This window comes from Kribbella sp. HUAS MG21, assembly GCF_040254265.1.
Taxonomy (GTDB): Bacteria; Actinomycetota; Actinomycetes; order Propionibacteriales; family Kribbellaceae; genus Kribbella.
Genome location: NZ_CP158165.1, coordinates 6,902,550 through 6,925,782, shown reverse-complemented (window position 1 = coordinate 6,925,782; position 23,233 = coordinate 6,902,550). Strand labels below are relative to the sequence as shown.

Here is a 23,233-nt window from a genome sequence, read left to right as displayed (position 1 = left end):
GCCTACTTCTGCTGCTCGGCCTCGACGACCTTCCGGACGTTCGCGATGTCGCCGCAGCCGGAGTCGATCAGCCGGGCACGCTCCCGGGCGAACGTGTCGCCTAGCTCCCGCCGTACGTCGGCCGGAACCTCCGTACGGGCCGGGTTCAGCACGTCGCGCTCCTCCTCGTCGAGGTGATGCGTGAGCGCCTCGGACAACTCGTGCAGCTTTTCGCTGAACTCCTCGCTGCCGGTGTCCTCGACCTCCATCAGCGCGAGCAGTGCCTCGTTGCCCTCGGCGTGCTCGTGCTCGGAGTGCTCGACCTCCTCGGCGTCGATCGCGTCCTTGCGGCGCAAGGAGGGATAGACCTTCGACTCCTCCGCCTCCGCGTGCGCGATCAGCACCGTGGCCAGGTCGGCGAGGACGGCGGACCGGTCGCTGCGGACGTCGCGCAGCTCGCGCAGCGCCTCCTCGAACCACCGGTGGTCGGCGAGAATGACCTCGACCACATCGCCGCCCTCGGCCGGCAGGATCTTCGGCATCGCGTGCTCTCCTCTCTCGGGGAACCCGCCAGTACCCGGATACGCTGCGGTCATGCCGACCGCGCTGATCCGCCGCCCGAGCCCGCGCCTCGCCGAAGGCCTCGTCACGCACCTCGAGCGGACGCCGGTCGACGTCGACCTGGCGCGCGGCCAGTGGCAGCGGTACGTCGACGCGCTGCACGGCACAGGATGGTCCACTGTCGAGGTGCCGCCGATCGACGACTGCCCGGACAGCGTGTTCGTCGAGGACACGATGGTGGTGTACGGCGACGTGGCGGTGATCGCGCGCGCCGGCGCGACCGAACGCCGGGCGGAGGCTGCGGCGGCCGCGGAAACCGTGGCGGCGCAGGGGTATCGCGTCGTCCCGATCACCGAGCCGGGGACGCTGGACGGCGGCGACGTACTGAAGATCGGCGCGACCGTCTACGTCGGCGAGGGCGGCCGGACGAACGCGGCCGGAATCGAGCAGCTGCGGGCGGCGCTCACGCCGCTCGGGGCCGAGGTCCGGTCGGTCCCGGTGCGGAAGGTGCTGCATCTCAAGTCGGCTGTCACCGCGCTGCCCGACGGAACGGTGGTCGGGTACGAGCCGCTCGTCGACGACGTCACCGCTTTCGAGCGCTTCAAGGCGGTGCCCGAGGAAGCCGGCGCGCACGTCGTACTGCTGGGGGAGGACCGGCTGCTGATGGCCGCGTCCGCGCCGAAGTCGGCGGAGTTGTTCGAGGGGCTCGGCTACACGCCTGTCGTGGTGGACATCAGTGAGTTCGAGAAGCTCGAGGGCTGTGTCACGTGCCTGTCGGTCCGCCTGCGCGGTTGAGCAACTGCCGCGCCGCATCGACGAGTTGCCCGTCGCGCTTCTTCCCGCGCGCCTCGGCGACCTCGCACGCCTCCACCAGTGCCGCGCGATACACCGTGGTGTCCGGATGAGCTGACGGCGCGTCCCGAACCACCTGGCTCAACGTCTCCACTGCCTCCGCGATGTCGCCGCAGGCCAGCAGCGCCTTCCCGAGAGCTGCCCGGTCGCGCAGCAGTTGTGGATCGCCGGGCGCGAGGATCTCGGTGTCCGCGGCGACCACGTCCGCCAGCAGCTGCGCCTCGGAGCGTGGGCCGCCGACCATCAGTCGTGCGCCGGTCGTCGCCTCCGTCGCCGTCCGCGTCAGCTCGTGGTGCGGACCGAACACCGCGACGAGTTGCGGCGTGACCAACTCGAACCAGGCGATCGCCCGGCCGTAGTTCGCGGTCGCCAGCAATCCCTGGGCCACCCGCAACCGGACCCGCAACGTCGCCGGGTCGTCGGCCGCGAGCACCTTCTCCCGCTCGGCCAGCGCGGTCTGGTAGAACGGCAACGCCTGCCCGGGCTCGTTCGCGTCCCGGTACAGCTCGGCCTGCTGGTAGTCCGGCGCGCGGTCGAGCTCCGGATGCGCCGCGATCGCCGACACCGGTTCCCGCCGTACGACGGTCTGCGCCGGCGCGTCGAGCACCCGGCGGCCGACGTACGAGCGCCCGCCGGTCCGGATGATCCGGAACGTGCCGACCTTCGACACCGGCACCCACAGCACGGTGTCGTAGAGCGTCCGCACCGAGGAGCCGCAGTCCTCGCAGACGTCCCGGTGCCCGTAGAACCGGCGCCCCATCGGCCCGGCTACCTCGGCAGCGCGCCATGCCTCCGACCCCGCCGTACACGGCCCGCAGAACGGGTAGACGCCCCGCCGCTCGTCGCTCATCCGAGCATTGTGATGGGTTCAGGGTTCTTCGTCAGGATCCGCGCCGGTGGTGTGCTGCACCTTGGTCAGGGCCGGGTCGTCGACGCTGAACGTGCGGACCGGGCCCGGTGGGGTCTCGGCGGTCTCGAAGCGGACCGTGACCCGGCCGCGGCCCGAGCCCCAGACCCAGCCGCGGCCGTGGTCGGGATGGACGACGTCCTGGCCCGGGTGGAAGCCGACGCGGTCGCGCGGGCGGGACGGCAGCTCGACCACCTCGACCGGGTTCGCCGCGTGCTCGTCCTCGGTGAACAGGTCGTCCTGGATCCAGTCGGCCAGTGACGAGACGCCTACGCCGAGCAACCGGATGCCGCCGCCGATGTCGCTCTCCTCGAGCAGCCGGCGTGCGACGCGGGCGATCACGCGGGCGTCGTCGGTCGGACCGGCGAGTGTCGACGAGCGGGTGTGCGTGGTGAAGTCGTGCATCCGCGTCTTCACCGTGACCGTCCGACCGGACAGCTGCGCCTTCCGCAGCCGCTCGGCCACCCGGTGCGCCATCCGGTCGCTGATCGCCGCCAGCAGCGCACGGTCGATGATGTCGGTCTCGAACGTGTCCTCGACACTGACCGACTTCGTCTCCCGGTCGCTCACCACCGGCCGGTCGTCGGCGGCGATCGCGAGCCGGTGCAGGCTGGTACCGTGCGCCGAGCCGACCTGCCGGATCAGCTCGTCCTCGTCGAGCTGCTGCAGGTCCGCGACCGTCCGGACACCGGCCATGCTCAGCCGCTGCGCGGTCGCCGGCCCGACACCCGGGATCACGGTCACCTGCATCGGCGCGAGGAACTCCGCCTCGGTCCCGGCCGGTACGACGACCACGCCGTCGGGCTTGTCGAGATCGCTGGCGATCTTCGCGATCAGCTTCGACGTCCCCGCACCGACCGACGCGGTCAGGCCGCCGGTCACCTTCCGGATCGCCGCCTTCAGGTCCTCGGCGATCGCCTCGACGTCCTCGACCGTCAGCCCGCTCAGGCCGCTCGCGGCCAGGTCGATGAAGGCCTCGTCCAGCGACAGCGGCTCGACCAGCGGCGACAGCGCCCGCATCTCGGCCATCACCGCCTGGCTGCTCTGCCGGTACACCTCGAAGCGGGGACTCAGGTACGCCGCGTGCGGGCAGCGCGAGCGCGCCTCGGCGGTCGACATCGCCGAGCGGACGCCGTACCGGCGTGCCTCGTACGACGCGGTGGACACGACGCCGCGCACGCCGATCCCGCCGACCACCACGGGCTTGCCCCGCAGCGACGGCTTGTCCCGCTGCTCGACGGCCGCGAAGAACGCGTCCAGGTCGACATGCAGCACCGAAGGATCCGCACGCACCTGACCAGTGTCCCTGCCGCCACCGACAGTCCGGCGCGGGCGGTCCGCCGGCGCGGCCTTGGTTGCCGTCGGCAATCCGGATCCGCGACGCGAATGAACAGCGCGCCGCGGGGCACCATCGGGCACACTGAGCGAAGGAGCCACGCAGGGAGGCGCGCTGATGGGTGAGGAAGTCGACCGGGTCGAGTTCACCCGGGCGGACCGGACCGCGTTTCGCGGCCAGGTCCATCGCAATCTGGACGCCTTCGCGCGGATGCTGCGCGAGCACAGGTTCGCCCCCGAGCGGCCGATGACCGGGATCGAGATCGAGCTGAACCTGGTCGACGAGCGCTGCGACCCGGCGATGAAGAACGCCGAGGTGCTGAGCGCGATCGAGGACGACGCGTTCCAGACCGAGCTGGGCCAGTTCAACATCGAGATCAACGTGCCGCCCGGGCAGATCGACGGCCTCGGCCTGGACACGATGGAGTCGAACATCCGGGACAGCCTGAACGCGGCCGAGGAGAAGGCGGCCCGGACCGGCTCGTCGATGGTCGTGGTCGGGATCCTGCCCACGCTGCTGACCGAGCACATCCACCGCGAGACGCTCAGCAACAACCCGCGGTACGCACTGCTCAACGACCAGATCTTCGCTGCCCGCGGCGAGGACGTGCAGATCTCCATCGACGGCGTCGAGCGCCTGCACATCACCTGCGACACGATCCTGCCCGAGGCGGCGTGCACCTCGACGCAGTTCCATCTGCAGGTCACTCCGGAGGCGTTCCCGCGGTACTGGAACGCGGCCCAGGCGATCTCCGGCGTGCAGCTCGCGGTCGGCGCGAACTCGCCGTTCCTGTTCGGCAAGGAACTGCTCCGGGAGACCCGGATCGCGTTGTTCGAGCAGGCCGCCGACACCCGCACCCACGAGCTGAAGACCCAGGGCGTCCGGCCGCGCGTGTGGTTCGGCGAACGCTGGATCACCTCGATCTTCGACCTCTTCGAGGAGAACGCGCGCTACTACCCGGCGCTGCTGCCGGTCACCTCCGACGAGGACCCGATCGCCGTCCTGGACCGCGGCGACACCCCGGCGCTTTCGGAGTTGCGGCTGCACAACGGGACGATCTATCGCTGGAACCGCCCGGTGTACGACGTTGTCCGGGACAAGCCGCACCTGCGGGTGGAGAATCGCGTGTTGCCGGCCGGCCCGACCGTCGTCGACACGATCGCCAACGGCGCCTTCTACTTCGGGCTGGTGCGCGCGCTCGCCGACGACGAGCGGCCGATCTGGTCGCAGATGTCGTTCAGCGCCGCCGAGGAGAACTTCCACACCGCGGCCCGGCACGGCATCGACGCCGAGGTGTTCTGGCCCGGGGTCGGGACGGCGCGCGCGACCGAGCTGGTGCTCAGACGCCTGCTGCCGTTGGCGGTTCGCGGCCTGGACGCCTGGGGTGTCGACGTCGCTGTACGCGACCGGCTGCTCGGGATCGTCGAACAGCGCTGCCTCACGAACCGTAACGGCGCCTCCTGGCAGGCCGACGAGTTCCATCGTCTGTATACAAAGGGTTCGCACGGTCGCCGGGATGCGCTGCGCGGGATGCTACGCCGGTACCGCGACCACATGCACGACAACACGCCCGTGCACGAGTGGCCGATCGACTGAACCGGTTCGCGTCCCCGACAACGTGAGACAGCGCGTGCCGGAACCCCGGTCCCTCCGGCGGAACCCGGGCGCTCTTGCCCAGGGCAACGGCCGGCCCGCCCGGCCGGCGGCTTCCCGGACGAGTTCGATAACGACCCGGACTACAGGGGTGGCGCATTCGGTGACAGCCCTGCAAAGGTGTGGCCACCGGAAGGTTAGGCAGGCCCGCCGCGGGTAGTAGTCGGGCACCGGCAGCCCTCCGTCACCGGTGCGACACAACAGGTGCAAATGCAGCGGATGCCGACCGAGGTCGGGAGCAGTATCGTTCGAGACGGGTCGACACACACCCGGAGGTGAGGCAGGGCGATGACGACCATCGTCGTGGGTTATGTGCCGAAGGCGGAAGGCCGTGCGGCCCTTCGGCGAGCAGCGGAGGAGGCGACGCTGCGGGACGCCAAGCTGGTGGTGGTGAACTCGCATCGGGGTGGGCGTGGCTTCGACAGCGACGAGGCCGCGGCGAGTGACGCCGCGCTGACGGAGGTACGGGAGCAGCTCGACTCGACCGGCGTGCCGTACGAGGTGCGGCAGCTGGTGCGTGGCCTGGACCCGGCGGAGGACCTGGTGGCCGTCGCCGAGCAGGTGCACGCGGAGTTCATCGTGATCGGGCTGCGGCGCCGGTCACCGGTCGGCAAGCTCATCCTGGGCAGCAACGCGCAGCGGGTACTGCTCGATGCTCCGTGTCCGGTGCTGGCCGTGAAGGCCGAGCCTGAGTTGTCTGATGGGGAGGAGGACTGAGGTGACTTCGACACGCAGCAGGAAGCTGTGCCTGGCGCAACAGCCCGACGCCGACGAGATGCTGAGCAGAGATCCGTTCGCCCTGCTGGTCGGCATGTTGCTCGACCAGCAGATCCCGATGGAGCGGGCGTTCGCCGGCCCGGTCGCGATCGCGAAACGGATGAGCGGTCCGTTCGATCCGGCCACGGTCGCGCACTACGACCCGGACGCGTTCGTCGAGGTGGTGGCCGGCCCGCCCGCCGTGCATCGGTTCCCGACCGCGATGGCCGCCCGGATCCAGACCCTGGCCAAGCACCTGGACGAGCAGTACGGCGGTAACGCGTCGGGACTCTGGTCCGATGTGAAGTCCGGGGACGACCTGCTGGCCAGGCTGTCCGCCCTGCCGGGGTTCGGCGCGCAGAAGGCGAAGATCTTCGTCGCGCTGCTCGGCAAGCAGCTGAAGGTCCGGCCGCGCGGCTGGCGGGAGGCGTCCGAGCCGTACGGCGAGGACGGCGCCTACAAGTCCGTCGCGGACGTGATCGACGTGGCCTCGCTGGTCAAGGTCCGGCAGTTCAAGCAGGAGCAGCAGCTGGTCCGCAGGCCGGTGGTCGCGCGCCCGCTGCGGCAGACCCGGAACGGGTGACGCGGAAGCTCTCGACGACCCCCCGGAAAAGTGCTCTCCGGGGGGTCGTGCGACGCCTGAGCTTGGTTCCCGGATTACAATGGACTGTTGCCGCCGCCTGACCAGCGAGCAGCCGCGAACCGCAGTACCCCAAGACTCAGCAACACAACGTCGTACCGCCGTACAAACCCTGCGTCAGACGAGAGGTAATTCGTGTCGTCCAGCTCGTCCGAGAACCTTCCCGCCGAGCCGGCCCGGGCCATGGCCGCCACCGCCCGGAGCGCGGCCCCCAGGACCAGCGCCCGTGTGACCGACCCCGCCGCCAAGAAGGCGGCTGTGAAGAAGGCGGCGGTGAAGGCCGCCGGCACCAAGGAGGACGGTATCCCCGCGAAGAAGGCCGCTGCCAAGAAGGCTCCGGCAAAGAAGGCAGTGTCCGAGGCGGGCCTGTCGATCGACCCGAAGACCGGGAAGCCGCGCGCTCTCGACGAGGTCGACGAGGCCGACTTCAAGCCGGGTGAGGTCCAGGGGCTGGAGAAGGAGCTCACCGAGGACGAGGGCTTCGTGGTCTCCGAGGCCGACGAGACCGACGAGCCGGAGCAGCAGGTCATGGTGGCCGGCGCCACCGCGGACCCGGTCAAGGACTACCTGAAGCAGATCGGCAAGGTCCCGCTGCTGAACGCCGAGCAGGAGGTCGAGCTCGCGAAGCGGATCGAGGCCGGGCTGTTCGCGGAGGAGCAGCTCGCCGACGAGGCCGCCAAGCTCAAGGACAAGGTCCGCGACGAGTACGACTGGATCTCCGAGGACGGCCGCCGCGCCAAGAACCATCTGCTCGAGGCCAACCTGCGCCTGGTGGTGTCGTTGGCCAAGCGCTACACCGGCCGCGGCATGCTGTTCCTGGACCTGATCCAGGAGGGCAACCTCGGTCTGATCCGCGCGGTGGAGAAGTTCGACTACACCAAGGGCTACAAGTTCTCGACGTACGCCACCTGGTGGATCCGGCAGGCGATCACCCGGGCGATGGCCGACCAGGCCCGGACCATCCGGATCCCGGTGCACATGGTCGAGGTCATCAACAAGCTGGCCCGCGTCCAGCGGCAGATGCTGCAGGACCTCGGCCGGGAGCCCACTCCGGAGGAGCTCGCCAAGGAGCTCGACATGACCCCGGAGAAGGTCATCGAGGTGCAGAAGTACGGCCGCGAGCCGATCTCGCTGCACACCCCGCTCGGTGAGGACGGCGACTCCGAGTTCGGCGACCTGATCGAGGACTCCGAGGCGATCGTGCCGGCCGAGGCGGTCTCGTTCACGCTGCTCCAGGAGCAGCTGCACGCGGTCCTCGACACGCTGTCCGAGCGCGAGGCCGGCGTGGTCTCGATGCGCTTCGGTCTCACCGACGGCCAGCCGAAGACCCTCGACGAGATCGGCAAGGTGTACGGCGTGACCCGCGAGCGGATCCGCCAGATCGAGTCCAAGACGATGTCGAAGCTCCGGCACCCCTCGCGGTCGCAGGTGCTCCGCGACTACCTGGACTGATCGCATGACGCAGTGGATCGCCGGGGCGCTGTCCTCGATGATCCCTGCGTTCGACACGGCTTCACTGGCCGCCGCCGTGCTCACCGCGGCGGCCTTGCTGTTCGCGCTGGCCGTCACCGCCCGGTCGGCGGCGCGCAACCCGGTGGCCTCGCCGGTGCCGGCGCGTTCCAGCGCCGCCCGGGCCAACGCCCGCCGTACCGCCTATCTCGCACTCCGCGATCCCGACGCGGCCGGCCGGCCGCGCCCACGAGCACCGGGACGGTAGCCCCGCACCGACCGCCTGTGGTCGGTGCAGACGTCTACCTGTTCCGACTCACCCGTGGAGTTTCGCTGTGCCTTCTTTCCTGGAGGCACCGGTCGCCGGTGCCTATCACTTGCTCACGTCCCTCGTCGCCGCGCTCGAACCGCTGACCGGCGCGTACGCCGCCGTCGTCGCGATCGTCGTCTGCACCCTCGTCGTACGACTGCTCCTCGTCCCGCTGAGTGTGCGGGCGCATCGCGGGCTGACGGCTCGCGCGGAGTTGATGCCGCAGTTGAAGCAGCTCACCGAGAAGCACCGCGACCAGCCGGAGCGGCTGCAGCGTGAGATCGCGAAGCTGCAGGACAAGTCCGGTACGTCGCTGTTCGCCGGGTTCCTGCCGACGCTGGCGCAGCTGCCGTTCTTCTGGCTGATGTACACGCTGTTCTCGCGCGCGATGGTTGCGGGGGAGTCGAACCAGTTGATCAGCGGCAGCCTGCTCGGTGCGCCCCTCGGTTCGCACTGGCCGATCCTCACCGGCACTCCGGCGTACCTTGTGATCGCGGTGTTGCTCGCTGTGGTCGCCTGGTTCTCGGCGCGGCTGCAGTTTCGGCAGCTGGATTCGTCGGCGTCGGGACTGTCCCGGCGGTTCGCGCAGCTACTGCCGTTCGGGACGCTGCTGACGGCCGCCTTCGTGCCGCTGGCGGCCGGTCTGTACCTGTTGACCACGACCGCCTGGACCGTCGTCGAGCGCACGATCCTGCAGCGCTGATTGCTTTCGGCAACAGCCATTGCCGACCGGTGGACCATTCTGCTAGCGTCTTTATTAAAGCCGGTTCCTTAATGGGTTGAGGTCGATGGAGACTGCGCGCGGAGCGGCACAGGCGGAGCGATCCGCCAACCAGGTCGCCTGCCTGCGTTTCCTCGCCGAGGCCGGCGAGGCACGTACGGTCGGCATGCTCAGCGAGGGCACCGGCCTGTCCCGGCCCACCGTGCACGCCGTGCTCGACGACCTGCTGGACGCCGGGCTGGTCGAGGCCACCAGCCCGGCGACCGCCGGCCCCGGCCGCCCGGCGCGCGCCTTCCGGTTCGCCCGCGAGGCCGGGCTGGTCGCCGGCGTGGACCTCGGTCCGCGCGGAGCCCGCGCGATCATCTGCGACCTGTCCGGCCGCCGGGTCGGGTACGCCGAGTTGCGCCCGGACGGCGCCGCCGACCTGTCACTGGTCGCACGCGCGCTCGATGCGGCCGCCGGCTCGCTCGACCTGAGTGGCCTGCGCGCGGTCGGTGTCGGCCTGCCGGGCGTCGTCGAGGCGGACGGCCGGTTGCGCGCCAGCCTCGCGATGCCGGACCTGGTCGGCCTGCCGGTCGGGGAGCTGCTGGCGAAGGAGCTCGATCAGCCGGTCGTCGTGGACAACGACATCAAGCTGGCCGCGCTCGCGGAGCAGCGCGGCGGCGCCGGCCGTGGGTACTCCGATGTCGTCTACCTGCAGATCGGCCACCGGTTGTCGGTCTCGATCGTGCTCAACGGCGTCATCCGGCAAGGGCGGCACCGGCTAGCCGGCGAGCTCGGCGCGCAGCGCGGCATGCGCTGGACGCGCAACGCCCAGCGCGGTCAGCTCGTGTGGTCCGTGCGGCCGACCGGCGCCGAAGTACTGGCCGCGGCGGCAGCCGGCGACGCCGACGCGCAGGCCGAGCTCGAGGACTTCTGCGCGCAGATCGCCGGCCGGATCGCGACCGTGCTGCTGGTCGTCGATCCCGAGATCGTGGTCGTCCGGGGCGGACCGGTCGAGGACAGCGACGCGCTGCTGCGCCCGCTGGCCGCCGCGGTCGAGAACGAATTGGTCTTCCCCGAGCGCCCACCGTTCGTCGCGTCCGCCCTGGGGCGCGAGGCCGTGGTGCTCGGGGCGGTCGGCAACGCGTTCGACCGGTTCAGCTCGGACATCTACGGGGTCCACGACTACCCGAGTCCGTGGAGCCACATCACCACCCCTGACCCAGACATTGTTGAGAGGACCAGCAAGTGAAGCTAGGAGTCAGTTCGTACTGCTTCCGTGATCTGATCACGCGCGGCGAGATGGACCTGATCGGCGTCCTGGACTGGGTCGCGGCCTCGTCCGCGGGCCACATCGAGATCGCCGCGATGGACGGCGAGTACTTCCTCGAGCACGAGGACGTCGTCCGGGACACCGCCAAGCACTCCGAGAACATCGGCGTACCGATCGTGAACTACCTGGTCAGCGGCGACCTGCGGACCGCGGACACCGCCGAGATCGACCGGCTGCGCCGGCAGCTGGACGTCGCGCACAAGTTCGGCGCCCGGATCTTCCGGCACGACGTCGCGCCGTGGGCGTGGCGGGAGCAGGACCCGGGCGAGTTCGAGTCGACGTTCGAGAAGGTCGTCGAGGGCTGCCGGGCGGTCGCCGACCACGCCGCCGGGCTGGGCATCGTGTCGACGATCGAGAACCACGGGTTCTTCATGAACGGCAGCGAGCGGCTGGCCCGCCTCGTGTACGCCGTGGACCGCCCGAACTTCCGGGTCACGCTCGACCTCGGCAACGGGCTGTGCGTCGGCGAGGTGCCCGGCAAGACCGCCGCCGGGCTGATCGACATCGCGGCCTCGATCGGCGTGAAGGACTTCCACATCCGCCGCTCGGCAGGCGACGGCTGGCTGAAGACGCTGGCCGGCGACTACCTGCTCGGGACGGTCACGGGCCACGGCGACGTGGACGTGGCCGGGCTGCTGGCGCTGGCCGCCACCAAGCCCGACGTACCGGTGAGCCTGGAGTTCGAGGGCATGGAGTCTCCGCTGCCCGCCATCGAGCGCTCGCTCGCGAACATCATCCGACTCAGCGAAAGTGTGGCCTGACATGACGACGCGGATCGCAGTGATCGGGCTCGGCTCGATCGCCGTCGAGCACCTGAAGGCGTACCAGCAGAACGCCGGGGCCGAACTGGTCGCCGTGTGCGACGTCGACCTGGAGCGCGCGAAGGCGCGCGGCGAGCAGTTCGGCGTACCGCGGGTGACCGGCGACGTCCAGGACATCTTCGCCGACCCGGACGTCGACGCGGTCAGCGTCTGCGTGCCGAACACGCTGCACTCGCCGATCGCCGAGGCGGCGCTGCGGGCGGGCAAGAACGTCCTGGTCGAGAAGCCGATGACCGTGACGGTGCCGGAGGCCGAGGCGCTGGTGAAGGCGGTCGAGGAGACCGGGAAGGCGCTGCAGGTCGGGTACGTACGGCGGTACGCGCCGAACGCGCTGGTGACCAAGCGGTTCCTGGACGCCGGCGAGTTCGGTGACATCTACGCGGCGCGGGCGACGCTGCTGCGGACGGCGGGGAACCCCGGCGGCTGGTTCGGCGACGTGGAGCTGTCCGGCGGCGGTCCGCTGATCGACCTCGGCGTCCACATCATCGACCTGTGCTGGTACCTGATGGGGATGCCGAAGGCGGTGTCGGCGTCCGGTGCGACGTTCGCGCACCTGGGTGCGCGGGACAACATCCAGAACCTGACCCGGTACAAGGCGGCGTCGGCGGCGCGGCCGAACACGGTCGAGGACTACGCGACCGCGCAGATCCGCTTCGAGAACGGGGCGGTCCTCGACGTGGACACGTCGTTCTCGCTGCACGCCCGGAACGAGATCAGCGTCCGGATCCACGGCGACAAGGGCGGCGCGGAGATCGAGCCGGAGCTGCTGATGATCACCGAGCGGCACGACACGCTGCTGCACGTCCAGCCGCAGATCGACTCGCTCGGCTTCGACTTCCGGGTCGGCTTCGCGAACCAGATCGAGCACTTCCTGCAGATCTGCCGCGGCGAGATCCCGGCCGACGCAACCGCGGAACAGGGCCTCGAGATGGCCCGGATGCTGTCCGCGATCTACGAGTCGGCCAAGTCCGGCGCAGAGGTCCGCATCACCCGCTGACCACCGCGGAGCCGAGGGCGTCGGCATTGGCCTCGAGCCACTGCTGGCGCCGCCGGATCGTGTCGCCGACGCCCTCGCTCCACATCCGCTGCCACCCGCCGCCGAGCACCTCGGCGCGGTACTTCATCGTGTACCAAGCCCGCTCGTTGAGCCCAACCGCCAACTCCACCAACCTCCGCCGATCAGCCTCGGCCAGCCCGTAAGCATCAGCCAACAACCGACACCGCCGCGATCGGTCCAGCCCTCGCAGCTGCGGATCCAGATCGGCGTCGTCCCCGAACGGCGCCCACCACAACATCAGATTCACCACCTCGCGACACCGGCTCACCGGCCGTACGAGATCGAAGTCGATCAGCGCGTACGCGCGCCCGTCGCGGAACACCACGTTCTCCGGCGTCACGTCCTGATGCCCCACCAGCTCGGGCGGATCGTTCAGCTCCGGCAGCCCCGGCGGCTCGACCACCGGCGGCAGCTCCGCGGGCAACCCGAAGCTCTCGACCGCATCGTCGTACGCCCGCAACAACCGCGCCACCGACACCATCCGGTCCTCGTCAGCGATCCACCCCGGCCGCGGCCGCCCGGCGACCTCGCCTTCGATGTACGTGAGTGCGTGGCGGCCGGCGGAGTCGATGCCGAGGTACCGCGGTGCGCCCTCGAAGCCGGCCTTTTCCAGGTGCAGCAGCACGTCGCGGACCAGGTCGTCGCGCTCGCCAGGTGGCCGTCGTACCGTGTCGCCGACGCGGACCAGACCCTCGGTCACGTCGCCGCCGAGCAGCGGGATCTCCTCGCCGTCGTCGATCATTCGAGCCTCATTCCGCTGGGTGAAACATTTGTCCGCACAAAGTCGGGGTTCAGGGGTAGCGTGCGACGGCCCGTTGTCGATCGGAGGCATTGAGTGACCGCCAGCACGCCCGTGAAGGCCCCGCCCGGAGCGAGTCGTACGAGGTATCTGATCCTAGGGCTCGCGTTCGTCGGGCTCTCGTTGAATTATCTGGATCGCGCGAATCTGAGCGTCGCGCTGCCGTTCATCGAGGACGACCTGCACCTGGACCTGAGCAACGCCGAGAAGGGCCTGATCCTCGGTGCGTTCTTCTGGGCGTACGACGGGGCGATGCTGGCCGCGGGCTGGTTCGCCGACAAGGTGGGGGCGCGGAAGGCGTTCACATTCGCCGCGTTGTGGTGGAGCATCGTGACCGCGCTGACGCCGCTGGCGCGTGGGTTCTGGTCGTTGTTCGCGTTCCGGTTCGCGCTCGGCGCGGGCGAGGCGCCGGCGTACCCGAGTGCGACCAAGGCCGCGTCCCGGTGGTTCCCGCAGCACGAGCGGGCGTTCGCGACCGCGGTGATCGACTCCGGCTCCCGGGTCGGGACGGTGCTGTCGCTTCCGGTCGTGACCGGGCTGATCGCGCTCGTGAGCTGGCACTTCTCGTTCGTCGTCCTCGGCGTCCTCGGGATCATGCTCGCCGCGGTCTGGTACTGGTACTACCGCGACCCCGCGGAGCACCCGCACGCGAACCAGCAGGAGCGCGACTACATCGCCGCGCACGGCGCGCGGATCGAGGAGAACGACTCCGACGCGGCCGCGCAGGTGCGCTGGCGGGACCTGTTCCGGTACCGGACGATCCGCGGCATGATGCTCGGCTTCTTCTGCCTGAACTTCGTCATTTACTTCTTCCTGACCTGGTTTCCGTCGTACCTGAAGGACGCCCGCGGCCTCGACCTGGCGCAACTGGGAACGCTCGGCACCCTGCCCGGCATCACCGCGATCGCCGGTGGCTGGATCGCGGGCATCGTCGCGGACCGGCGGATCCGGGCTGGTGCCGACGTCACCCGGGTGCGCAAGACGGTGATGGTCGGCGGCCTGCTCGGCGGTGCGGCGATCGTGTTCGCGGCGCCGGCGAAGTCGGTGTACGTCGCGCTGCTGTTCCTGGCGATCTCGTACGCGAGCCTGGCGATCGCGGCCACCGGGATCTGGTCGCTGCCGGGCGACGTGGCACCGTCCTCGCGGCACGTGGCCTCGATCGGCGGCATCCAGAACTTCGCGTCGAACATCGCCGGCATCATCAGCCCGTACGTCTTCGGCCTGCTGCTCGACATCTACGACGGGTCGTACCTCCCGTCGTTCACGGTCGCCGGCGTGGTCGCGGTGATCGGCGCGCTGACCTACGCGTTCGTGGTCGGGAAAGCCGAACCGCTGCCGGTCCGCGACCGCTGACTGCAGCGTTTGCCGACTCGGCAAGAATGTTTGCCGGATCGCGGCGGCCTCGTCGACCATCGGTGCATGACGACCGAACAGCTCCCTGACGAGTACTGGAACGCGTTCTACACCGAGCACGAGCAGGTGTGGAGCGGCAAGCCGAACGTCGCCTTCGTCGACGAGGTGTCCGGCCTGACGCCGGGCCGGGCGCTCGACCTCGGCTGCGGCGAAGGCGCCGACGCGATCTGGCTCGCGCAGCGGGGCTGGACGGTCACCGCCGTCGACATCTCCACGGTCGCGCTCGGCCGCGCGGTCGAGCACGCTACGGCCGCCGGGGTCGCCGAGCGGATCGACTGGCAGCAGCACGAGCTGGGCAGGTCCTTCCCGGACGGAGAGTTCGATCTGGTGTCCGTGCAGTTCCTGCACTCCAAGACCGAGCTGCCGCGCGAGGGCATTCTCCGCAGCGCGGCCGCGGCTGTCGCGCCGGGCGGCGTACTGCTGATCGAGGGGCACATGGGCTTCCCGCCCGGCGAGCACAACCCGCACCCGGACATCCACTTCCCGACGCCGGACGAGGTGATCGAGAGCCTCGCCCTGCCCGACGGCGAGTGGGAGACGCTGGTCAGCCGGGTGCACGATCGCGCCCAGGTGATGCGTGACGGCGTACCGATCAACCGCCGCGACTGCACGGTGAAGCTGCGCCGCCGCTGAGACCCTAGGCGCCGAGGGGGAGGTAAACCGTGAAGGTGGCGCCGTGCGGGGTGGTGTCGGTGACGGTGACGCGGCCGCGGTGGGCGGCTACCAGGGCGGCGACGATGGACAGGCCGAGGCCGGAGCCGCCGGTGGTGCGGGTCCGGGCGGTGTCGGCGCGGTAGAAGCGTTCGAAGACGCGGGCCTTCTGTTCGTCCGACAGGCCCGGGCCGGTGTCGCGAACCTCCAGGACGGCCTCGGAGCCGCGGGTGCCGACCGAGACGGTGATCGGTGCGTCCGGTGGCGTGTGGTGCAGCGCGTTGCTGACCAGGTTGCCGAGGACCTGACGCAGACGGGCCTCGTCGCCGGACACGACCGGCGCCTCGGACTCCGGCAGGATCGTCAGCGAGATGTGCCGCTCCGGCTGCACGGCCTGTGCGTTGTGCAGGGCGTCGGCCGCGATCGGGAGCAGGTCGACGGACTCCATGCGCAGCGGACGCTGCTGGTCCAGCCGGGCCAGCAGGAGCAGGTCGTCGACCAGCAGCCCCATCCGCTTGGCTTCCTGCTCGATCCGCCGCATCGTGTCCGGGTCGGAGCCGTCACCACGCTGCCGCGCAAGTTCCGCGAACCCGCGGATCGACGTCAACGGCGTCCGCAACTCGTGCGACGCGTCCGCCACGAAGCGCCGCATCCGGTCCTCGGACAACCGCGCCGCCTCCTCCGACCGCCGCGCCGCGTCCTCGCTCCGCCGGGCCGCGAACTCCGACGCGGTCCGCTGCGCGAAAGCGTTCTCGATCTGCCCGAGCATCTGGTTCAGCGCGAGCGACAGCCGCCCGACCTCGGTCCGCGGATCCCGCTGCGGCACCCGCCGGCTCAGATCTCCACCGGCGATCGCCACCGCCGTATGCTCCACATCCTCGAGCCCCCGCAAACTCCGCCGTACGACGTATGTCCCGACCCCGGCGAGCAAAACGAGCACGATCGCCCCGGCCGCCAGCTGGACGCCGACCAGCCGGGTGATCGTGTGGTCCATGTCGCGCAGGCTCTGCGCCGCCATGACCGAACCGGTCCCGTCCTCGAGCGGCAACGCGAGAACCCGCCAGGTCGCTCCGCCGGACTGCGCGTCGACCTCGAACGGCTTGCCTTCCAGCGCTCGGACCTGGATCAGGTTCAGCGTGGGCAGGTTCGGCAGCGGCTCCGTCTCGGTGATCCGCGACCAGGCCGGGCCTCGGGCGCTCGAGCCTTCGGGGTCGTTGAACTGCACCACGATCGGACTCGGCAGCTGGGGCCGCAGGCCCTTGCCGGGCGGCAGCGGCCGCCGGTCGTCGGGGGCTTTGGACAGCGGTCCGGCGACCTGCTGCAACTGATCGTCGACGCGGTCGGTCAGGTATCCGCGCATGATGGTCGTCGCCAGTACACCCGACGAGGCCAGGGCGAGGGCCACCAGGGTCAGCAGGACGACGACGATGGTGACGCGCAGCGGGTACCTGTCGGCGAAGCGCTGGTGGCTGGGCATCAGTTGGGTCCTCGGGGCGTGCGCAGGACGTAGCCGACCCCGCGGACGGTGTGCAGCAGCTTCTGGTCGCCGGTGTCCACCTTGCGTCGCAAGTACGACATGTACGACTCGACCACGCCGGCGTCCCCGGCGAAGTCGTAGTTCCAGACCGCGGACAGGATCTGGCCCTTCGACATCACCCGCTCGGCGTTCTCCAGCAGGCACCGCAGCAGCTTGAACTCGGTCAGCGACAGCTGCACCGCCTGCCCGGCCTTGAACACCTCGTAGCTGTCCTCGTTGAGCTCCAGGTCCGCGTACCGCAGTACGGCGGCCTCCGTCGTGCTCTGCTCGCGGTGCCCGGACCGGCGCAGCAGCGCGCGTACCCGCGCCACCAGCTCATCCAGGCTGAACGGCTTCGTCACGTAGTCGTCGCCGCCCGTCTGCAAGCCGAGCACCTTGTCCTCGACAGCGTCGCGGGCGGTGAGGAACAGCACCGGCACGTGCCGGTCCTCACCGCGCAGGCGACGTACGACCTCGAACCCGTCCAGGCCGGGCATCATCACGTCGAGCACCACCAGGTCGGGCGCCACGTCCCGTGCCTTGCGCAGCGCCTCGGCGCCGTGCGTGGCCGTGGTGACCTCGTACCCGGCGAAGCGCAGGCTCGCGGACAGCAGCTCGACGATGTTCGGCTCGTCGTCGACGACCAGCAGATGCGGACTCATGCTCACAGTGTGCCGCTGGTACCCGTGCGGATCCTGGAAGGTTCCTGGCAATCAGCTGTGAGCCGTGGACCTCAGCGTGGGCCGTGCTTGAAACCCCACTTCTGGCCGGCCGCGTCCCGGACCGTCCCGTCGTTGACCGAGGACGCGGTCGCCTTGCCGTCGGCGACGACGGCCGTCACGGTCACGGTGTTGCCGGTCTTCACGTCGTCGATCCCGTCGCGGGCAGCGTTGACGAGGGTGTCCTCGGTGAGCGTGTAGGTCCGGCTGTAGCCGTCCTCGCTCTTGACCGTGATCGACTCCTTGCTGACCGCGGTGACCTCGCCGCGCTGCATGGCCACCGTCTGGTAGCCGCCGCCGTCCTTCGGTACGACGTACTCACCGTGCAAGGCCCCGCCGAGCCCGAACCCGCCGCGCGCGCCGAAGCCGCGCCCGGGCTTCTGCTCCTGCGAAGGGCTGGACGGGGAGGCCGAGGGAGAGGGTGTCGGGTCCGCGTTGGACGTGGCCCAGGCGACGCCGCCGGCGGTCGTGGTGGCGAGGACGGCCGCGGCCGTCCCGAGCAGGCGCCAGCGCTTCTGTGAGAGCTTCATTCCGGTTGTGCCTTCCGTACAGGGATGTACTACGTCGTCCACAGTGCAGGGTGGAGCTTGGACGACCCTCCGGTGCGGCTGAGAAGAAGCTGGCAATCAGCTAAGAACCGGTCAGACCACGAACAGGACCGCGATCAGCCAGACCGCCGCCGCGAGCGAGGTGCCGGCGAGCTCGATCAGGATCGACACGCCGGTCTGGCGGAGGGCGTGCTTCGTCGAGGTCCAGGCGGCCGCGTGGGTGCGCTGCCGGTGCAGTTCGGACAGGTAGATGCCGACGGGGAAGCCGACGAACATGCCGACCACCGGGATCACGAAGAACCCGACGATGCCGAGCAGGACGCCGAAGAACATCGACTTCCGCGGTACGCCGGCCTCCCGGAGCCGGCGCTCCGGTACGACGTACTTCACCACCTGACTCGCACCGATCAGCACCGCCGCGATCGCGAACACCACCCACCCGGTCGCGCTGCTCTCGACGATCGCCCACACCAGGATCGCCGCCAGGCTCAGGATCGCCCCCGGCAGGATCGGCACCACGATGCCGAGGATCCCGACGAAGATCGCGATCCCGACGAGTACGGTCACCCCTGTCTCCATACCCCCACTCTCTCGCACAATCAGACCTCTTAGGGTGGACGACATGTCGCAGCTCCACGAACTGGTAACTGCCCTCGCCGCCCCTTGGGTCGTGCTGTCGCCGCGATCGGGTCAGCTGTCCGGCTCCGGCGCGGAGGGTGTGTACGCCCGCGATCGGCGCATCCTGTCCCGGTTGAGCGTCACGGTCGACGGCCGTGAGCCGCTGCCGGTGCAGGTGGACGAGCGGGACGCGGCCACCCATCAGTACGTCGCGATGGTCGAAGGCCTCGGTGACACCCGGCACGACCCGACCGTGATGCTGTACCGGACGCGGACGGTCGAGTCCGACGGCCTGACCGAGCGCATCACGCTGGTCAACCGCTCCCGCTCGGCGATCGAGTGCCGCCTGGACGTTGCCCTGGGCACCGACCTCGCGGGGACGGCAGCGGTCCGCAGCGGAGCCGCCGCGAGCCTCCCGCAACTCGCGCCGCTCCCGGACGGCCCCGGCCGCACCCGCTGGGAGAGCGACGACACCCGCGTGATCGTCACCGCCGACCCCGGCGTCTCCGCGACGCCCCGCGTCGAGCCGGGGGAGGAGTTCACCCTCACGCTGCACGTCAGTGCCGACTTCCCGAAGTCCACCACGGAGTTCTCGATCGAGCCGCCGGCCGAGCGGACGCCGTACGACGTGACGGTCCGCTGCGACGACAAGCGCGTCGAGCGTTGGCTCGACCGCTCGCTCGACGACATCCGGGCGCTCCAGCTCGCCGCCGGCGACGACCGCTACCTCGGCGCCGGCCCACCCTGGTACCTGACGCTGTTCGGCCGTGACTCGCTGATCTCGTCCGGCATGCTGATCCCGGTCGACCCCACGCTCGCCGCCGGCACCCTGCGGGCGCTGGCCGCCCGGCAGGGCACGAAGGTCGACCCCGGATCGGCCGAGCAGCCCGGCAAGATCCCGCACGAGCTGCGCGCCGAGGTCGCCGACCACGGCGGCGGCCTGGTCCTCCCACCGGTGTACTACGGCACGCACGACGCCACCCAGCTCTGGATCAGCACCCTGCACAAGGCCTGGCGCTGGGGGATGCCGGCCGACGAGGTCCGCGCCCTGCTGCCGAACCTCGAGCGTGCCCTGACCTGGATGAAGGAGTACGCGGACCCGGACGACGACGGCTTCCTCGAGTACGTCGACGAGTCCGGCCACGGCCTCGCGAACCAGGGCTGGAAGGACTCGGTCGACGCGGTGCAGTGGCCGGACGGCACGCTCGCCACCGCGCCGATCGCGCTGTGCGAGGTCCAGGGCTATGCGTACGCCGCCGCGGTGCACGGCGCCGAACTGCTCGAGGCGCACGGCCTGCCGGGCGACGAGTGGCGGACCTGGGCGGCCGCACTGCAGGAGCGGTTCCGGGAGACGTTCTGGATCGACGGCTACCCGGCGATCGCGCTCGACGGCGCGAAGAACCCGGTCGCGGGCCGGGCGTCGAACATGGGCCACCTGCTCGGCACCGGACTGCTCGACGCGGACGAGGAGCAGACGGTCGCCGACGTCCTCGCCGGCGCGGATCTCGACAGCGGCTTCGGCCTACGAACGTTGTCCACGGCAATGACCCGCTTCAACCCGCTCGGCTACCACACCGGCAGCGTCTGGCCGCACGACACCGCGGTGACGGTCCAGGGCCTGTTCGCGACCGGTCAGTCGGATGTCGCGTCGTCGTACGTCGAGGGACTGATCCGCGCCGCGGAGGCGTTCGGCTACCGGCTGCCCGAGCTGTACGGCGGCCGCGGGACGGGCGAGGAGAGCACGCCGACGCCGTACCCGCTCTCGTGCCGGCCGCAGGCGTGGGCCGCGGCGTCGGCCGTCGCCGTGCTGGTCGCGGCGCTCGGGATCGAACCCGACGTGCCCGGTGGCACGTTGACGATCAACCCCGCGACCACGGCGCCCTGGCGGACGCTCGAGATCGACGGCCTGCGGGTCGGCGACGAGACGTTGTCGGTGCGGCTGCAGGACGGCGAGGCGACCATGGTCAGAGCGCGCTGATCAAGGCGAAGGCGGCGAGCCCGAGGTAGATCGTGGCGACCACCAGCGTGCGTCCGCGGCTCGTCGTACGGACCGAACGGAACCGGCGGCCGATCGCGTCGGCACCGACCGCGTAGCAGAGGTCCAGCGCGAGGCCGATCACCAGTGTGCCGACGCCGAGCAGCACCATCTCGGTCCGAAGCTGGTCGGGGTCGGCGCCGCGGGTGGTGAACTGCGGCAGGAACGCGAGGAAGAACAGCGCCGCCTTCGGATTGAGCAGGTTGACGACGACCCCGTCGCGGAAGACCCGGCCGAGCGACGCGGCCTGGATACCGACGTCGACGTGACCCGCCGGGGTACGGAGCATCCGGAGGCCTAGGTACGCCAGGTAGAGCGCGCCGGCCACGGTGATCGCGGTGAACAGCGCCGGGGAGGCCTGCACGAGGGTGGCGAGTCCGAGCGCGGTCACGACGATGTAGACCAGAGTTCCGGTCTCGACGGCCAGCGCGGAAACGATCCCCGCGCGGCGCCCTTGGGTGAGGCTGCGGAGCGAGATGTACAGGTTGTTCGGTCCGGGCATCCCGACCAGCACCAACGTCGCACCCGCGAACCCCGCCAGCTGACCGATCCCCATCACCCTGCTCCTTCGAACCCTCGAACTGGACTGCCTGTCGGTACTAGCCTGGCGAGGTCGGAAGCAGTCCACCCGAGCCAATCCGAGGAGAAGTGGACCGTTCTGGAGATCCCGCGGTGCTGGCCGACCTGATCGGTCACCGGCTGGGCAGCGGTTCAGCTGCCAGGGCCGGCGGCCTGTACCGGCGGCTGGCCGACGAGATCGCGGCGCTGATCGGCTCGTCCGAGCTCCCGGTCGGCGCCCGCCTGCCCGCCGAGCGGCGCCTGGCCGAGTCCCTGGCGATCAGCCGCTCGACGGTCGTCGCGGCGTACGACGAACTCCGCGCCCGCGGCCTGGTCGAGAGCCGCCGCGGCAGCGGTACGACGGTTGCCCGCGCCGCGAGCCGCGGCCGTTCACGAGCGGACAAGCGGATGCCGGCCGGGTACGGCGAATCGCTGTTCCACCGCATCACGGTCGGTCCCGGCGAGGTCATCTCGCTGACGTACGCCGTGGATCCCGGGCTGCCCGAGCTGTCGTCGGAGCTGATCGACCTGGCGTCGACCGACCTGCCGGCGCTGCTCGGCGACGTCGGGTACCACCCGCGCGGCCTGCCGGTGCTGCGCGAACGGATCGCCGAGCACTTCACGGAGTCGGGCCTGCCGACGTCCGCCGACGAGATCGTGGTGACGACCGGCGCGCATCAGGCGATCGCGCTGGTCACGCAGATGTACCTGCGCAACGGCGCTGCGGTCGCGATCGAGCAGCCGAGCTGGCCGGGATGCTTCGACCTGTTCGGAGCCGTCGGCGGGCGCGTGGTCGGCGTACCGCTGGATGATGCCGGGATCAGGCCGGATCTGCTGGACGCGGCGTGCGCGGAGCATCAGCCGGCGATGCTGTTCGTGATGCCGACGTTCCACAACCCGACCGGGCGGCTGATGTCCGCGGCGCGCCGCCGGCAGGTCGCCGAGCTGGCCGCCCGGCGTGGGGTCGTGGTGGTCGAGGACAACGCGTACTCCGCCTGGGATCCGGCGGGGCCGGAGATCCCTCCGCCGCTCGCGGCGTACGCGCCGGACGACGCCGAGGTGCTGACGATCGGGTCGGTGTCGAAAGCCGTCTGGGGCGGCCTGCGGATCGGGTGGATCCGCGCGTCGCGGCCGTTGGCGGAACGGCTCGCGAGGCATAAGGCGCTCGCGGACCTCGGGAGCCCGGTCATCGACCAAGCCCTGACGGCGCGGCTGCTGCCGCGGCTCGGTGAGCTGACGGCGGCGCGGGCCCGGGTGGCGACGGTACGGAAGAAGTTGATGGGGGAGTTGCTGACGCAGCGACTACCGGAGTGGGAATGGTCGACGCCGGTCGGTGGGTCCGCGTTGTGGATCCGGTTGCCGGGAACGGACGCGCGGGTGTTCGCCCAGGTGGCGTTGCGGCACGGTGTCGAGGTGGTCGCGGGGCAGGCGATGGATCCGTCCGGTGCGCACAACGACTACTTACGGGTGCCGTTCGCGTACTCCGAGGAAGTGCTCGACGACGCGGTCAGCCGGTTGGCGCGGGCCTGGCACGAGCTGCGCCGGCACGGTCCCGGTCCCGGTCCCGGAGTACCTGTCGTGTGAACAATCGTGTGAACAGTCGTGGGAACAACAGGATGGCGGTCACCCGTCGGGGTGAACCGCCATCGAAGCCTGCTATGACTTTGGCGCCGCCGTTGGCGCGTTTAGGACAGCCTGCTGGTTACCGCTCGTCGTCTCCGGCGATGGTCGGGGTGGCTTCGAGCCGGCCCGTCTCGTCGTGGATCGTGATCGCGATGTTGCGCAGCTTCTCCGCGTGCTCCCGGCTGTGGTGGGCGCAGAAGAGCAGCTCCCCACCGCTGGTCAGGGTGACACGGACGTAGGCCTGCGCACCGCAGCGGTCACAACGATCCGCGGCCGACAGGGCCGAACTCGGGGCGAGTGCTGTAGTCACTTGAGGCCTCATCTCATCTAGTTCCGTACTCACCAGATAGCAACATCCTGACATGCGGATCGCTTCCCGGTGGGGACAACGTGTCC

24 protein-coding genes are annotated in these 23,233 nt (G+C 70.3%); 14 read left to right on the top strand and 10 right to left on the bottom strand.

Features of this window, described 5'->3' with window-relative positions:
- Positions 1–2: 2 nt before the first annotated feature.
- Positions 3–521 carry a hemerythrin domain-containing protein gene (locus tag ABN611_RS33390; RefSeq protein ID WP_350276267.1) on the bottom strand — a complete coding sequence of 173 codons (519 nt, stop codon included), beginning with the start codon at positions 519–521 and terminating at the stop codon, positions 3–5.
- A 52-nt stretch (positions 522–573) separates the two neighbouring features.
- Between ABN611_RS33390 and ddaH the strand changes: the two genes are divergently transcribed.
- Positions 574–1,335, top strand: a complete 762-nt coding sequence (ddaH, locus tag ABN611_RS33385) for a dimethylargininase (RefSeq protein ID WP_350276266.1) — start codon at positions 574–576, stop codon at positions 1,333–1,335.
- Here the strand turns inward: ddaH and ABN611_RS33380 are convergent.
- Together ABN611_RS33380 and ABN611_RS33375 are read right to left on the bottom strand one after the other, a co-directional pair.
- Entirely contained in the window at positions 1,304–2,242 is a 939-nt protein-coding gene (locus ABN611_RS33380; protein ID WP_350276265.1) for a tetratricopeptide repeat protein, read from the bottom strand. The genes ddaH and ABN611_RS33380 overlap by 32 nt on opposite strands.
- Positions 2,243–2,260: 18 nt before the next feature.
- Positions 2,261–3,592, bottom strand: coding sequence for a DNA polymerase IV (locus tag ABN611_RS33375; protein ID WP_350276264.1), 1,332 nt, complete (start codon positions 3,590–3,592; stop codon positions 2,261–2,263).
- 160 nt (positions 3,593–3,752) lie between these two features.
- Here ABN611_RS33375 and ABN611_RS33370 point away from each other — a divergent pair, with 160 nt between their 5' ends.
- The 9 genes from ABN611_RS33370 to ABN611_RS33330 all read left to right on the top strand — a co-directional run bounded on the left by ABN611_RS33370 (position 3,753) and on the right by ABN611_RS33330 (position 12,297).
- The gene (locus ABN611_RS33370; protein ID WP_350276263.1) at positions 3,753–5,231 is read left to right on the top strand and encodes a glutamate--cysteine ligase; all 1,479 of its coding nucleotides are present in this window, start codon (positions 3,753–3,755) and stop codon (positions 5,229–5,231) included.
- Positions 5,232–5,576: 345 nt separating this feature from the next.
- Complete coding sequence (locus ABN611_RS33365) at positions 5,577–6,005, top strand: universal stress protein (protein ID WP_134100013.1); 429 nt, start codon at positions 5,577–5,579, stop codon at positions 6,003–6,005.
- A gap of 1 nt (position 6,006) precedes the next feature.
- Positions 6,007–6,627: an HhH-GPD-type base excision DNA repair protein gene (locus ABN611_RS33360; RefSeq protein WP_350276262.1), complete on the top strand. Its 621-nt coding sequence runs from the start codon at positions 6,007–6,009 to the stop codon at positions 6,625–6,627.
- 240 nt (positions 6,628–6,867) lie between these two features.
- Positions 6,868–8,136 (top strand): RNA polymerase sigma factor, encoded by a 1,269-nt coding sequence (locus tag ABN611_RS33355; protein WP_350281719.1) that lies wholly within the window; start codon positions 6,868–6,870, stop codon positions 8,134–8,136.
- Between the two features lie 4 nt (positions 8,137–8,140).
- Positions 8,141–8,401: a DUF6412 domain-containing protein gene (locus ABN611_RS33350; protein ID WP_350276261.1), complete on the top strand. Its 261-nt coding sequence runs from the start codon at positions 8,141–8,143 to the stop codon at positions 8,399–8,401.
- 67 nt (positions 8,402–8,468) lie between these two features.
- The gene (gene yidC, locus ABN611_RS33345) at positions 8,469–9,146 is read left to right on the top strand and encodes a membrane protein insertase YidC (protein ID WP_350276260.1); all 678 of its coding nucleotides are present in this window, start codon (positions 8,469–8,471) and stop codon (positions 9,144–9,146) included.
- Between the two features lie 85 nt (positions 9,147–9,231).
- Positions 9,232–10,398 (top strand): ROK family transcriptional regulator, encoded by a 1,167-nt coding sequence (locus ABN611_RS33340; RefSeq protein ID WP_350276259.1) that lies wholly within the window; start codon positions 9,232–9,234, stop codon positions 10,396–10,398.
- Positions 10,395–11,240, top strand: coding sequence for a TIM barrel protein (locus ABN611_RS33335; RefSeq protein ID WP_350276258.1), 846 nt, complete (start codon positions 10,395–10,397; stop codon positions 11,238–11,240). Before ABN611_RS33340 ends, ABN611_RS33335 begins: the two co-directional genes overlap by 4 nt.
- Position 11,241: 1 nt before the next feature.
- The gene (locus tag ABN611_RS33330; RefSeq protein ID WP_350276257.1) at positions 11,242–12,297 is read left to right on the top strand and encodes a Gfo/Idh/MocA family oxidoreductase; all 1,056 of its coding nucleotides are present in this window, start codon (positions 11,242–11,244) and stop codon (positions 12,295–12,297) included.
- On the opposite strand, the gene ABN611_RS33325 is transcribed toward ABN611_RS33330, so the two are convergent.
- Entirely contained in the window at positions 12,287–13,099 is an 813-nt protein-coding gene (locus ABN611_RS33325) for a phosphotransferase (RefSeq protein ID WP_350276256.1), read from the bottom strand. The genes ABN611_RS33330 and ABN611_RS33325 overlap by 11 nt on opposite strands.
- Positions 13,100–13,192: 93 nt before the next feature.
- Between ABN611_RS33325 and ABN611_RS33320 the strand changes: the two genes are divergently transcribed.
- Both ABN611_RS33320 and ABN611_RS33315 read left to right on the top strand, forming a co-directional pair.
- A complete protein-coding gene (locus tag ABN611_RS33320) occupies positions 13,193–14,509 on the top strand; it encodes an MFS transporter (RefSeq protein WP_350276255.1) in 1,317 nt (438 codons plus the stop codon).
- Positions 14,510–14,575: 66 nt separating this feature from the next.
- The gene (locus ABN611_RS33315) at positions 14,576–15,202 is read left to right on the top strand and encodes a class I SAM-dependent methyltransferase (protein ID WP_350276254.1); all 627 of its coding nucleotides are present in this window, start codon (positions 14,576–14,578) and stop codon (positions 15,200–15,202) included.
- 4 nt (positions 15,203–15,206) lie between these two features.
- On the opposite strand, the gene ABN611_RS33310 is transcribed toward ABN611_RS33315, so the two are convergent.
- From ABN611_RS33310 to ABN611_RS33295, 4 genes are all read right to left on the bottom strand, one after another.
- Positions 15,207–16,697, bottom strand: a complete 1,491-nt coding sequence (locus ABN611_RS33310; RefSeq protein ID WP_350276253.1) for a HAMP domain-containing sensor histidine kinase — start codon at positions 16,695–16,697, stop codon at positions 15,207–15,209.
- Positions 16,697–17,398, bottom strand: coding sequence for a response regulator transcription factor (locus ABN611_RS33305; RefSeq protein WP_350276252.1), 702 nt, complete (start codon positions 17,396–17,398; stop codon positions 16,697–16,699). The genes ABN611_RS33310 and ABN611_RS33305 overlap by 1 nt, the downstream gene beginning before the upstream one ends.
- Positions 17,399–17,469: 71 nt before the next feature.
- Positions 17,470–17,985 carry a hypothetical protein gene (locus ABN611_RS33300; RefSeq protein WP_350276251.1) on the bottom strand — a complete coding sequence of 172 codons (516 nt, stop codon included), beginning with the start codon at positions 17,983–17,985 and terminating at the stop codon, positions 17,470–17,472.
- A 111-nt stretch (positions 17,986–18,096) separates the two neighbouring features.
- Positions 18,097–18,570, bottom strand: a complete 474-nt coding sequence (locus tag ABN611_RS33295) for a DUF456 domain-containing protein (RefSeq protein WP_350276250.1) — start codon at positions 18,568–18,570, stop codon at positions 18,097–18,099.
- Between the two features lie 55 nt (positions 18,571–18,625).
- Here ABN611_RS33295 and ABN611_RS33290 point away from each other — a divergent pair, with 55 nt between their 5' ends.
- Complete coding sequence (locus ABN611_RS33290) at positions 18,626–20,599, top strand: glycogen debranching N-terminal domain-containing protein (protein ID WP_350276249.1); 1,974 nt, start codon at positions 18,626–18,628, stop codon at positions 20,597–20,599.
- On the opposite strand, the gene ABN611_RS33285 is transcribed toward ABN611_RS33290, so the two are convergent.
- The gene (locus tag ABN611_RS33285; RefSeq protein WP_350276248.1) at positions 20,586–21,212 is read right to left on the bottom strand and encodes a LysE family translocator; all 627 of its coding nucleotides are present in this window, start codon (positions 21,210–21,212) and stop codon (positions 20,586–20,588) included. The genes ABN611_RS33290 and ABN611_RS33285 overlap by 14 nt on opposite strands.
- A 92-nt stretch (positions 21,213–21,304) precedes the next feature.
- On the opposite strand from ABN611_RS33285, the gene ABN611_RS33280 reads away from it, so the two are divergent.
- Entirely contained in the window at positions 21,305–22,798 is a 1,494-nt protein-coding gene (locus ABN611_RS33280) for a PLP-dependent aminotransferase family protein (protein ID WP_350276247.1), read from the top strand.
- 118 nt (positions 22,799–22,916) lie between these two features.
- Here the strand turns inward: ABN611_RS33280 and ABN611_RS33275 are convergent, their stop codons facing one another.
- Positions 22,917–23,159 carry a hypothetical protein gene (locus ABN611_RS33275; RefSeq protein WP_350276246.1) on the bottom strand — a complete coding sequence of 81 codons (243 nt, stop codon included), beginning with the start codon at positions 23,157–23,159 and terminating at the stop codon, positions 22,917–22,919.
- Between the last annotated feature and the right edge of the window lie 74 nt (positions 23,160–23,233).